The following is a 12,906-nucleotide window of genomic DNA, read 5'->3' as shown; positions in this document are numbered from 1 at the left end:
TGAAATAATATTCAAATGACTCAAACATTACGCCCAGCCTCTGCCGAGGCTGGAAACGCAAAAACTACGAATACAATTTCTTGTTGATCAGATAAATCGAATTTTCCATAACTCTGGAATGAACCTTTCCGATAAACTCATTCCGAATCGGAAGAATACCGACAAGCAGACGCATGAGAGGCGTACGGAATATCTTGCCTTTCCGAAGATAGGTATCCAATGCCTCAAATGGTATCTTATTCCCTTTCGCCTCACCTGAAATACGCAGCCGCTCAAGAATATCCGCCTTGGCAACCCCTGCGCGCAAGAGATCGGTGTAATGCCTCAACCCATCAGTATCGGCCGCTCGTCGCAGCAGTACCCAATAGACAGCGTGGATAAAATCAGCGTCGTGAAGCTTCATCAGATTTCGCAAATCGCTTTCATCGTATGCCGACTTCACCACCGGGATAAGCTCCCGCCTGCCGGACAGGTACTCGATTTCCGTAAAGAAATGCGGATCCAAGTTAAGAAATTCGGTAAATTTCAAACTTAATGACGGAGAGGCCGGCAGCGTCACCTTATTTTCAACAGGCGCCATCTCGGGCATCGCGATCTCGGTCCCCTTGGGCTTTGATTCGTTCGCGGTGACCGCAGCCAAGATTTCAGAAAGCGAGGGGCTCGTAATCACGCGAATGATCGGCAACACGCTTTTCTGATAATAGTCATTCAAATCCGGATGCAGATTCAGCTCATCTGGATTGCACCCTTTTGACACGGCCTCATCGATCGTTGCCTTGGCGCTCGCGTAAAAACTGAGAAGCGCCTCGCCTTTCAAGCGGTTTGAATGAAAGACGAAATCGAAAAACTGGTGAATGTAATAAAAATTCGAAAATTTCTCGAACAACCCCATACGCTGGAGTTCATCCTTGATTTTTCCGTAATTTACAAAGTGCGCCTTTTCCTTTCCGTTAGCCGCGCTGGACGATCCAGCAGCAAATACTCGATAGTTGTAGAAAGGACGATCAACCAGGATCACTTCGTCAGCACTGGCGTAGGTAACGAACTTCCAGACGACGTCCTGGAATGCCGCGCCACTGGTTTCAAGCATCGTTATCTGATGCTCATCCAGGAAGCTCTTTTTGTAGATGGCCGACCAGATCGATGACTCATAGATCATCAATTCAAGTGACTCGACCGGTTTCACCGAATTTTCGCCAGGTCGAACCACGTGCCGGAAATTATGAGCCGCGGGCGGCTTGCCATCGTGATGCTTCGCAAAACTGCCCTTCACGATATTGGCGTCGGATTCCTTTGCCTTCTCATAAAGAGTCTCAAGCATATCCGGCTCAATCCAATCGTCGGTTTCGACGATCGCGATGTATTCGCCACGAGCCTGCATCAAACCCGCATTTACGGCTGCGCCATATCCCCGATTCGGTTGGTGAATCGGCTTAACCCGGAAATCTTCCGACGCGAACCTATCCATGATTTCGCCGCAGCGATCAGGACTTCCGTCGTCGACCGGGATAATTTCAATATTTCTAAGAGTCTGATTGGTAACACTCGCGATACATTGCTCGAAATATTTCTCGACCTTGAAAGTCGGCATCACCACCGAGATCAAGGGTCGCACATCGGCAATTTGCTCGACATACTTTCCAAAGGAAAGTTTTTTCGTCAAATTATCAAAGACTGCACGACTTTCTTGCCACATGCTTTCGAGCTGACCGTTGTTCGCCGCCAGGTCTTCGATGAATGTGGCAACGCTCTTAATGGAATCAGCCTGATGATAAGGAGCGGAAACCGGAACGCCGGTACTTGCATGTTTCGTGCAGATAAACGGAACGCCAAATGAAAATGCTTCGATGCATTTTATTTTGATTCCGGAAATCAAGGTGTCGGGATTGACGAACACATTGCAATCCCGATAAAAATCCGCAAGATTATCCACTCGACCGACAATTTCGACTTCCGGCGGCAGCGTCTCGTTTTTTAACGAGGCGCATATCGAACCGGCGATCTTAAATTTAATCGGCAGCGAAAAATCGATTTTTGAGATCAGATCCAGTACCGCGACAACATTAGGCGCGTGGCTGGACCCGATATAACCGACCACAAGTTTTTTGTCGACCGGACGCAGATCCAAGTAGCGCTTCGGCGGCAGGTAGTAGACGGTATCAACCTTCTTCTCCTGTTGCACGAGCTTACTGAAAAACTCTGCTTCTTCAGGCTGCAACGCAACGACATAGTCGGCGCGATTCAAGGCTACAGCTTCCGATTCACGAGTAACCGAGAAATCGAGATTAGTTACCCCTCGATCCGACAGTTTCTTGTTTCTGTTAGTGAAAACGTCGTGGGTACAGAGAATCTTTTTAGTTTTCTCTTTCAGCCCCAGGAATGCACGAGACAGGAAAATATAGTTGCAGACGCAAATATCAAAATCGAACTCGGCATCGAGCTGTTCGACAAACGACGGCAGTTCCTCACCGGCCCAATCGTCGATACCGTTCGAATAATCTGCTGTGGCGTCAGCCGGCCGTTTCCAGAGCTCGACCGACTGGGCTTTCAGGCAATAGACATGATGCCAATAGTGGTTGCCTGGACGATAACTCGCATCGTTATACGTAAGCGCGTGCACAATGTAGCCCAAATCATACAGTGCGCGAGAGAATTCATTAAAAATAAGGCTTGCAGCATCCGGGCCGAAAAACGGCATGATGATCAATGCGTGTCGCGCCTTCTTTGCCGCCACGTGCGGAATCGGCGGATAAATATAACTGCCAGCCATCAAATTCCCCTCTTGAAAAATTAGAGCGATTCGTAAATTTTAATTGCTTCGTCAACCGTGTCGCAAACCTCGAGCACGCCCTTATTCAGTACTGCGGCATGGTCACAATGATTGCGAATTAGATCGGTTTGGTGCGCGACGATGATCATGGCTCTATCGGCACGCTTTTCAAATAATTCAACATTACATTTCTGATGGAATCGATGGTCACCGACAGACATGCCCTCGTCAATCAGGAAGCAATCGAACTCGATCGACATTGAAATAGCAAATGCCAAACGGGAAGCCATACCGGACGAATATGACTTGACCGGCTCGTTGAGATATCCGCCAAGCTCGGCAAAATCCTCAACCATAGCGAGTGTCTTTCGATAATCTACATCGTAGACACGCGAAATCAGACGTATGTTGTCCTTCCCCGTCAGACTTCCTTGGAATGTCCCGCCGAAAGCTAAAGGCCATGAAACCGACATGGTCTTGACGATCTCACCCGAATGCGGCCGGTCCGATCCACTGATGATCCGGATTAGCGTCGACTTGCCTGCGCCATTGCGACCAAGGATCCCCCATTTCTCTCCGGACTGAACGCGAAAATTGATGCCTTTCAGCACTTCGCGCTCCGCTCTCCCGTGATGTATGGGATAACGTTTATAGACGTTCCGCAATTCGATCATGGAGCACTCCTAGTGCAACTGCACGCGCCGGATGGCAACATGAGCTATCGACAAAGCGAATAGCGTGAAAAGTGACAACACAAAACACGTATATTCGAGGTTATACATCGTAGGCATCCGCGCCCCGTAATATCCGTGATGGAAATATTCAACCGCATCAACCAGCGGGAAGTAAATCATCATCTCGCCGATATGAGGCGGCAGAAGATATGTCGGCACGAAAACCCCGGTAAACGGCAACATCAAATACAAGATTACGTGGGACACTCTTTCGACACTTTCACTCAGCTCCGACAACGCAGCCATGGTTATCACAAAGCAAAATGAAAACCACATTACGAGAAAATACCCGACAAGCATCGCCAGCAAGTCTGCCGGAAGATGGCAAATCCCTATTACGACCAGCACCGCATACAAAACGAGAAATGATGCAGTCGCGCCTGCAAACTCCAGAATGATGCGCGCATAGAGAATATCCATCGGCCGGATGGGATTGTGATGCAGCAGCGCCCGATTGTATTCAATTGCCTTCAACAAGCGGGCCGCCGTATTTCGCCAGAACAATATGGTCGGATAGCTAACCGCAAGATACTCGGCAACCGAGTACCCCGTCATCTTCTCGGTGTGACTAAAAATCAACATGACGCCGACGACAAACATCGCCGGCTCGGCCATCATCCACAATACACCGATCCCTTCCCGCCCGAAACGAGTGATCATTTCACGCATAACCAGAGCCCAAATTACCCGGCACTGAATGCGTAATTGGGTCAGAAATACAGGCGAACGGGAATTAGCGGTCATAATGCTCTTTCACCCCACCAATCACGATGGTCAACACTCCCCAAAACACCAACCCAAGCAAGAAGGTCGCAAGAATATTGCGGCCGCGGCGCGGGGACATCGCGTAGTCAGGCAGACTGGGGGCCGCAATTCGCTCCAGATAGAGTTGCTTTCTCTCGGCTTCAGTTCTAGCCTGCTCCAACGAACTGATGGCACTGGCGAGAATTTTATCAGCAAACTCTTTCTCCAATGTCAGTCGTTGAAATTCCGCAGCCTTGCTCGCGAGCGAATTTCCAGACTCACTGGCGACATGCTGACTAACCTGATCGATCGCTTTTTGCAGCAAAATCGCCCGTTCTCGCAAATTGGGAAGCCCAGGGTTTGCAGGCGACAACCGCTCCATTTCGGCAATTTGTACACGCGTCGTGATCAATTGATCTTGCAACTTGCCGACTTGCTGCAACGGAATCGAAGACTGACGTTCCGGATCGATCACTCCGGCCGAATTTCGATATTTCGCCAGTGCCAGCGCCGCGACACGATCATTTTCCTTGGCAATGTCGACATCCCGTTGAGCCGAGCTGATCAGGTCGAGGCGGGCGCGCTCATTCATTTGATTGACGACTTGCTCGCTCAAATCCAACAGGCGCTTATTAATATTCCACGCGAGTTTCGGATCGAAGGCGTGAGTGTTGAGCGTAACGATTGAAGCGGTTGCGTCAACCTGTACGTCAACAATTTTCTCCGTGTAGTAACGATAAAACTCTTCGAGGCTATCGCTCCAGCTGAACCCGGCGAAGCGATTGAAGAGATCGATCGGGCCGTGCTGGAACGCCGACTTGATGTTCTGCTCCTTGTTCAACAGCATCATCGCGTCGCGAGACAGGATGTAATTCTGCACGGTATACGAATCATCCGCCGATCGCGAGAAGCCTCCAACACCTTTCAGCAACCCGCCCAACGTCGGTGAATTGGAGGTTGCCGGGCTGCGAATGAGAAAACTGCTTACGGACGTGTATTCGTCACTTGCAATCATACCGAAATATACCAATGAAATTCCAGTAGGGATCACGACCGTAAAGAGAAACAACCGATTAATACGCCGCAAAAAATTCATAAACAGTCCGCGATAGATCTTTGATAAATATTTTCCGCTTTTCAGCCAATTTCCGGCAACCTACCACGCCTGCTTACTTGAACGTCTGAACGCCGGACACAATCGGATACGCGACAGAGAACACCAGGTTCAGCACCTTTTGAAGCTCCGTGATCGGTGCATTCGAGACGTAGAGAAGATCCTTGTTGCTCATCATGAAGCTTTGCGCCACAAAGAAGGAATTCGGATCCTTCAAGTTAACGCGATAAATGACAGGAACCTTTCCGTCAACAGTCGTCCGAACCGGCTCGGTCGGCCAGTTGAGCGCCCGCTTATCCTCCAGCCGGAAAACGAATACACCCTGGACGTCGGCACGAGAATCTTGCAAACCGCCCGCCCGCGCCATTGCCTGTGCCAGGGTTATGCCCTGACCCTCAAAGTTGATTTCCGCATTCTTGCCGGTTGCCCCAAAGGCCGTGAGACTGTAAGGCTCGTAGAGCGCAGTCACGACATCCCCGGCGCGGAGATGCACGTTCTGACGGGGATTGCGGATGATCGATTGCAAGGGCTCCGATGCCACCGCCTGACCGCGCGTGACCTGGATCAACACCTTGTCGACAGGCTGCTTGGCTCCGCCCGCAGATGCAAGCGCATCAAGCACACGCTCCCGCCGCGCGCTGAGCTGCATACGGGTACTGCTGACCACATCCCCCACAACCGTGACATAGGATGTTTCGTTGCGAGCCAGTTGAACCAGAACCTGGGGGTCGTGCGCAATGGGTTTCAGACGACCGGCGATATAAGCCTGCAATTCACTCGGCGATCGACCTCGCGCCTTAACCGCTCCGACGAACGGGATGTTGATGTTCCCGTCACCATCGATGACCTGAACCGGCAACTTGGTCACGCGCGCGCCGGTTGGCACACTCCCGGTGGCCAGGTCAGTCGTGCTGCCCCCGAACAGGGTCGCCGGCGGCGCCTCCCAGATCGACACCTCCACGACGTCACCTACGCCAAGTTGCTGCTGAAATGACGTATCGTCACCCAATACAGACGCAAAATCCGCGTTGTTACGGTCAGCGTAGAGTCGGCGGGCGACGTCCTCCGTCAAGTCAACGATCTGGATTCCCTGGGGACTATTCTGCGCACCGGCATCGCTGATCTGCGAGCGGCTCGGCCCCGAAGTCGGGATACTCGAACAGGCGCTTAGTCCTATCACACCACCGGCAATAAGCGTCGCCCACGCACTGCGATATACACTTGACATATTTTTGGAGGTCCGTTCACGTCATTCAAATTGCGACCCGGATTGTCTCACGAGGTAGATTAATTTTGCGTTTCTTAGTCAGAATTCGTAGAATGGCGGGATTCGAACGGCCCGGCCTGCAATCAGGTCGCTCACAAAGACATTACACTCCGCCGTGTTGAATATCTGTCTAGATATATCCAGATTGCTGTCGCGCCTTGCTGACGGCTTGTTGCCAACTGGCGTCGATCGCGTCGGCCTCGCATATGTCGAGCATTATCGACCTCGTGCCCGCGCGATTTTGAGTGAACTCGGCTATTCGAAAGTGCTCTCGCGAGCAGACTCTGAACGCGCTTTCGATCTGCTGCTCGGTCCGACACCGACCCGCACCACGATTCGAACGCTCGTCATGCGTGGCATCCTGGCGCCGCGTCGCGAGCGACTCGACGATGCGGTTCTGTTGCATACGAGTCACAGCGGCATGGAGCGCGTCCGCTACCACCGTGCAATGCGACAGCGCAATATCCGGTCGGTCTTCATGGTGCATGACCTGATCCCGCTCACTCACGCGGAATACTGTCGCCCCGGCATCGACTCGGCGCATCGCCAACGTATCCATACTGCACTACGTCACGCCGACGGCCTGATCGCGAACTCCCAGGACACGCTGGGCGCACTCGAAACCGAGGCCAATCGCGCCGGTCTTCCATTGCCGCCCAGCGTCGTGGCCCGGCTCGCACCAGGCATTACCTCCCGCGACAACGCGCCGCCTCCGCTCGACGATCCGTACTTCGTGATGCTCGGTACGATCGAACCACGCAAGAATCACTGGTTCATGCTGCACGTCTGGCGCCGGCTCGTCGAAACGCTCGGTGAACGTGCACCCAAGCTCGTCGTCATCGGGCGCCGCGGCTGGGAATGCGAGAACGTCGTGGACATGCTCGAGCGCTGCGATGCGATCAAAAGTGTCGTCATCGAAGAATCGAGTTGCAGCGACACACGTCTGCGCGCCTGGTTGCAACACGCGCGTGCGCTGGTCTTCCCTTCGTTCGTCGAGGGTTATGGCATGCCGCTTGTCGAGGCGCTTACGTTGGGCGTTCCGGTATTGGCCAGCGATATCGGCGTATTTCACGAGATCGCGGGCGACACCCCGGATTATCTGGACCCGCTCGACGGTCCGGGCTGGATTGCACGGATTCGCGCCTATTCGCAAAGCGACAGTGCCGAGCGCACAGCTCAGCTGGCTCGTATCGCTCACTTCCAGGCACCGACGTGGCATCAGCATTTCGAGCAGGTGGATCGTTTTCTGGAAACGTTTTCCCAATGAACGTCGCAACGTTCGGCCCCACCCGCTCGCGCCCGCATCTCTGGTCGAACGGCATCATGCCTCGTCGAGCCGGCCCCGAGTTGTCCTGGTTCGCCGCACCGCTTGCCGAGCAAACCGCGCAGGCCTGGATCGCCTGCATCGACGCCGCTCTGGCCGAACGCCGCACACCGCACGCCCCCCAGGATGTACGCACGTTGATGGAGCGGTTCCGCGATGCGTGCGTATTCGATCCGCCCGATCTTGCGCCGCGCGTTCACCCCGATCTGCTCGAACCCACCCGTACCACGCGAGTGCTCCTGATCGACGAGCCGCTGCCGGACAGCTTGAGCCGCTCGAAATCCGGGCGAATCAGGCAGTTCGCCGATATGGTGGACGCCGTTCATCGCGAACATCCCGACTCGGAAATCTGGCTCGCCCGTAGCGGCGTCCGACGCGCTGGCGAATACCTCTCTTCGCATGTTTCCCTGCCGGCAAAGCGGCTTCGGCAACTCGACGCAAGCGGGTCCCTCTGCGCATCCATCGCACACTTCGATCACGTCTACACGGTTTCCGCCGGGGAAGGCCTGCAGGCGTTGCTTCACGGCATTCCGTTGCATGTGTTCGGAACCCCGTACTACGCGGGGTGGGGCCTGACGCACGACCATGTCCCGCAACCGGTGAGAAACACGCAGGCGTCGCTGGACACACTCTTCGCCACCGTATTCCTGCGCTTCGCGCGCCACGTCGATCCGGTCACGCGCAATCCAGGCACGCTCGACGCGCTTCTCGCCACGATCGAAGCTCATCGTGCGGCGATACTGCGCCTCGCCGACTTCCCTCGCCTCGCCGGCATCCGATTCCAATGGTGGAAGCGCCCCTACGCCACGCCATACCTGACAGCCGGTGGCGCCTCCCTGCGCTGGATCGACAGGCCGGAGCAGACGCGCAAGGATGAACACGCGGTTTTATGGGGCGGACGTAGCGCAACCGGGCTGCCGAAAGACACGCCCATGATCCGGCTCGAAGACGGTTTTCTTCACTCGACAGGCCTCGGCTCCGATCACATAGCGCCGTGCAGCCAGATCATCGACCGGCGCGGCATCTACTTCGACGCGACCCGTCCGAGCGATCTGACCGCCATCCTCAACACTGCGCACTTCACCGACGCCGAACTGTCCCGCGCGCGCCAGTTGCGTCACGACATCGCCAACCTGGGCGTCACCAAATACAACCTCGGTCGTCGTCGCCCCACGTGGAACGCCCCGCGCGACCGGCGCATCGTGCTGGTGCCCGGCCAGGTCGCCGACGACGCGGCTGTCCGCCTTGGCACGCAGCACATCGCGACTGCCGAGGATCTGCTGCACGAAGTACGCCTGCGCTGCCCGGACGCGTTCATCGTCTACAAGCCGCATCCCGATGTCCTCTCGGGCAATCGACGCGGCCTGATCGACGCGGCGTCGCTCGCCAATGCCGTAGATCGCGACTCCGACCTCATTTCCCTTATCGAGATCGCCGACGAAGTGCATACGCTCTCGTCGCTGTCCGGCTTTGAGGCGCTGATTCGCGGAAAGCGCGTCCATACGTATGGACTTCCTTTCTATTCCGGTTGGGGGTTGACACACGACGCGCTCGAGCCACCGTGGCGCGCCCGCGAGCTCACGCTTGACATGCTGACGGCCGGGGTGCTGCTCCGATATCCCCTTTACTGGGACTGGTCGCTCCGTCTGTTCACCACGCCGGAGGCAATCGTGCGACAGCTTGCGCGTACAGCGTCTCGGCCTCTGGAAAAAATAGAAGGCGACCGCCTGCGGCTGTTGCGTAAAGCCATCCGCTGGAGCAGAAACGGCCTGTGGTACCTCGCGTGGCAATGTCGGAAAAGTTTTGAATGGCGAACGCAACCGAACACGACGCCACAACGGACATTTCGCTCGGTTCATGGCAAGTAGACCAATCAACGTTGAACCGAGGGGGACTCGGATACTGAAAAATTCAATGTTCGTTCCTTCTGGAAATTACTGCCTGGGTGGTTCGGTCGATCACCGAGAAATCCCGGCTCAACACCGTCAGGCCGCACACTGGCATGCCCCAGGCGGGTCGGCCACTCAAGGCTGGACATGCCGCTTGGGTTTTCCAGGCAAGTCCGTAGCCGCTGCAAAGGCACCATTGCATTCAGGCACCTTGCCGAAATGACAAATCACCTCGACCAGCATGTATGCAAGCGGCCCGCACATCGAAAATATTGTTTCTTTGAAAGCTTGTGTATTTGCTTCAACGTCACACTGCGGTCACGAGAATGAAGGATTTGAAGGAAAAATTACGTAAAAATCCGATGCCCACAAAGCGTTCGCACAGCCCGGCGTGGCAGAATGCGAATCAATTGTTCGATCTTGCACTGCCTGACATCTATCTATGAACATTTACCCGGTAATTCTGTGTGGCGGCAGTGGCACCCGCCTGTGGCCCATGTCGCGTGGCGGCTATCCGAAGCAATACCTGAAGCTGACGGGCGACCAGACGCTCGTCCAGCAGACGGCGATTCGCCTTCAGCACATTCCCAGTGCCGCGGCGCCCATCGTCGTCACCAACAACGAGCAGCGCTTCCTGGTCGCGGAACAACTTCGCCAGGTCAACATCACGCCGTCGTCGATCGTGCTCGAACCGGTCGGCCGCAACACCGCGCCCGCCATCGCGATCGCGGCGCTGCTCGCCATGCGCGAATCGCCCGACGCGCTGCTGCTGGTACTGCCGTCGGACCACGTCATCCTCAACGAGCCGGCATTCATCGCTGCAGCCGGTGAGGCAGCGGCCATCGCAGCAGATCAGCGCCTCGTCACGTTCGGCATCACGCCGACGGAAGCGCACACCGGCTTCGGCTATATCCGCCGCGGTCCGGCCGTCGCCGACGGCAAGCAGGTTTACAAGGTCGACGCGTTTGTCGAAAAGCCCGACACGCCGACGGCCGAGCGCTTCCTGAACGACGGTAATTACTACTGGAACAGCGGCATGTTCATGCTGAAGGCGTCCACATACATGGAGGAATTGCATCGCCATGCACCGGAGATCGCCCGTCAGGCGGAACTCGCTTTCGAATCCGCCAAGCGAGACAACGACTTTGTCCGTCTGAACGCGGACGTGTTCGCAGCCTGCCCCAACGTCTCGATCGACTATGCGGTCATGGAAAAGACCGAACGCGCCGCAGTCGTCGCGGCGGCGGACCTCGGCTGGAACGATATCGGCTCGTGGAGCGCGCTTGCGGAAATTGCAGACTCCGACGAGCAGGGCAACGCGCTCATCGGCGACATTTTCACCGACACGGTGAAGAACTCGTACATCCGCGCGGAACACCGGATGGTTGCCGCAATCGGCCTCGACGACATCGTCATCGTGGAAACCGCCGACGCCGTGCTGGTCGCGCATCGCGACAAAGCTCAGGACGTCAAGAAAATCGTCGAGTGGCTGAACGCCTCCGGTCGTCACGAATCGGTTACGCATCGCCACGTCGTCCGCCCGTGGGGCTCCTACGAGGGCATCGACCAGGGCGACCGATTCCAGGTCAAGCGCATCATCGTGAACCCCGGTGCGCAGCTGAGCCTGCAGATGCACCACCATCGTGCCGAGCACTGGATTGTCGTGAAGGGCACGGCGATGGTCACGAACGGCGACAAGGAACTCATGCTGACCGAGAACCAGTCGACCTACATCCCGCTCGGCGCGACCCACCGGTTGACGAATCCGGGCAAGATCCCGCTCGAACTGATCGAAGTCCAGTCGGGTGCGTATCTCGGTGAGGACGACATCGTCCGTTTCGAAGACACCTACGGCCGCGCAGCGTCGTAAGCAACGCACCTTCCGGGTCAAGCGCCACGACAGGCCACGACCGGCACCCATAACGGGCAGCAAGCACACGCTTGCTGCCCGTTTTCCATTACGTCAAGCAATGTCAGGCAGGTTGCCCGCCCGTCACAGGTCAGGTTATAAAAGCGCCACCCACCCGGTGCATGCGCCGCCCTTTCTACCCTCGACTTCGGAGAACGCATGATCGATCTCGCCACAGCCCAGCAATTCCTGATGACCCGCGGTCTCGACTTCGGCCTCAACCTTCTCGCCGCGATCGTGTTGTGGTTCGTCGGCCGCTGGGCAATCCGCATCGGTACCCGCCTGCTCGGCAAGGTCGTGCGCCGCAGCGGCAAGGTCGACCCGACACTGACCGACTACCTGACCTCCGTCGTCGGCGTGCTGCTGACGATCCTGCTGATCCTCGCGATCCTGCAGATCTTCGGCGTGCAGACGACATCGTTCGCCGCCCTGCTCGCCGGCCTCGGCCTCGCGATCGGTACCGCCTGGGGCGGCCTGCTCGCGCATTTCGCCGCAGGCGTGTTCATGCAGGTGCTGCGTCCGTTCAAGATCGGCGACGTGATCAATGCCGGCGGCGTCACGGGCACCGTGAAGGAACTCGGCCTGTTCGGCACGACGATCATCACGCCGGACAACATCGTGACGATCGTCGGCAACAACAAGATCTTCTCGGACAACATCGCGAACTACAGCGCGACGTCGTACCGTCGTGTCGACCTGACCGCGAAGATCGCGAACGGCGTCGATGCGGTCGACGCGATCAACCGCCTGAAGACGTCGATCCAGCAGATCCCGAACGTGCTGACCACCCCGGCGCCGGACGTCGGCGTGCTGCAGTTCACGCCGGAAGGCCCGCTGCTGTTCGTGCGCCCGTCCACGCAACCGGAAAACTACTGGCAGGTGTACTGCGACACCAACCGCGCGATCCTCGATACGTTCCGCGACGCGCAATACCCGACGCCCGAAACCCCGGTCTCGCATCGCAACGCGTAACGGCGGCACCGGACGAAAAAAAAGCGTGGCACCCGCCACGCTTTTTTTATTGCACCTGACCCATCCTGAAATAGGTTGACACTTTTTCGCCGAGGCGAGGAGGTGCCAGATGGAGCAAGGGATCAAGCGGACGCAGCGGGACTACAGCCTGGCTTTTAAGCTGTCGGTGGTGGTGCAAGTCGA

The 12,906-nt window shown here is 56.4% G+C and carries 9 protein-coding genes; 4 read left to right on the top strand and 5 right to left on the bottom strand.

What is annotated here, in order from left to right; translation table 11 throughout:
- Window positions 1–64 precede the first annotated feature (64 nt).
- From LGN19_RS21655 to LGN19_RS21635, 5 genes are all read right to left on the bottom strand, one after another.
- A complete protein-coding gene (locus tag LGN19_RS21655; protein WP_226217025.1) occupies window positions 65–2,770 on the bottom strand; it encodes a glycosyltransferase in 2,706 nt (901 codons plus the stop codon).
- A 20-nt stretch (window positions 2,771–2,790) separates the two neighbouring features.
- On the bottom strand, window positions 2,791–3,444 hold the full coding sequence (locus LGN19_RS21650; protein WP_226217024.1) for an ABC transporter ATP-binding protein: 654 nt from the start codon (window positions 3,442–3,444) through the stop codon (window positions 2,791–2,793).
- Window positions 3,445–3,453: 9 nt separating this feature from the next.
- A complete protein-coding gene (locus tag LGN19_RS21645) occupies window positions 3,454–4,248 on the bottom strand; it encodes an ABC transporter permease (RefSeq protein ID WP_175222344.1) in 795 nt (264 codons plus the stop codon).
- Window positions 4,238–5,344, bottom strand: a complete 1,107-nt coding sequence (locus LGN19_RS21640) for a hypothetical protein (RefSeq protein ID WP_174956996.1) — start codon at window positions 5,342–5,344, stop codon at window positions 4,238–4,240. The genes LGN19_RS21645 and LGN19_RS21640 overlap by 11 nt, the downstream gene beginning before the upstream one ends.
- Window positions 5,345–5,417: 73 nt before the next feature.
- Window positions 5,418–6,590, bottom strand: coding sequence for a polysaccharide biosynthesis/export family protein (locus tag LGN19_RS21635; protein WP_226217022.1), 1,173 nt, complete (start codon window positions 6,588–6,590; stop codon window positions 5,418–5,420).
- Window positions 6,591–6,744: 154 nt separating this feature from the next.
- Between LGN19_RS21635 and LGN19_RS21630 the strand changes: the two genes are divergently transcribed.
- From LGN19_RS21630 to LGN19_RS21615, 4 genes are all read left to right on the top strand, one after another.
- Complete coding sequence (locus tag LGN19_RS21630) at window positions 6,745–7,896, top strand: glycosyltransferase family 4 protein (protein WP_174956994.1); 1,152 nt, start codon at window positions 6,745–6,747, stop codon at window positions 7,894–7,896.
- Complete coding sequence (locus LGN19_RS21625; RefSeq protein ID WP_226217021.1) at window positions 7,893–9,821, top strand: capsular polysaccharide biosynthesis protein; 1,929 nt, start codon at window positions 7,893–7,895, stop codon at window positions 9,819–9,821. The genes LGN19_RS21630 and LGN19_RS21625 overlap by 4 nt, the downstream gene beginning before the upstream one ends.
- Before the next feature lie 463 nt (window positions 9,822–10,284).
- Window positions 10,285–11,712 (top strand): mannose-1-phosphate guanylyltransferase/mannose-6-phosphate isomerase, encoded by a 1,428-nt coding sequence (locus LGN19_RS21620; protein ID WP_174976854.1) that lies wholly within the window; start codon window positions 10,285–10,287, stop codon window positions 11,710–11,712.
- A 198-nt stretch (window positions 11,713–11,910) separates the two neighbouring features.
- Complete coding sequence (locus tag LGN19_RS21615) at window positions 11,911–12,723, top strand: mechanosensitive ion channel family protein (protein WP_226217019.1); 813 nt, start codon at window positions 11,911–11,913, stop codon at window positions 12,721–12,723.
- Window positions 12,724–12,906 lie beyond the last annotated feature (183 nt).

The sequence above is a fragment of the Burkholderia sp. AU30198 genome, assembly GCF_020419825.1.
Classification (GTDB): domain Bacteria; phylum Pseudomonadota; class Gammaproteobacteria; order Burkholderiales; family Burkholderiaceae; genus Burkholderia.
The sequence above is the reverse complement of the archived record's forward strand: the minus strand, read 5'-3'. Positions and strand labels throughout refer to the sequence as shown.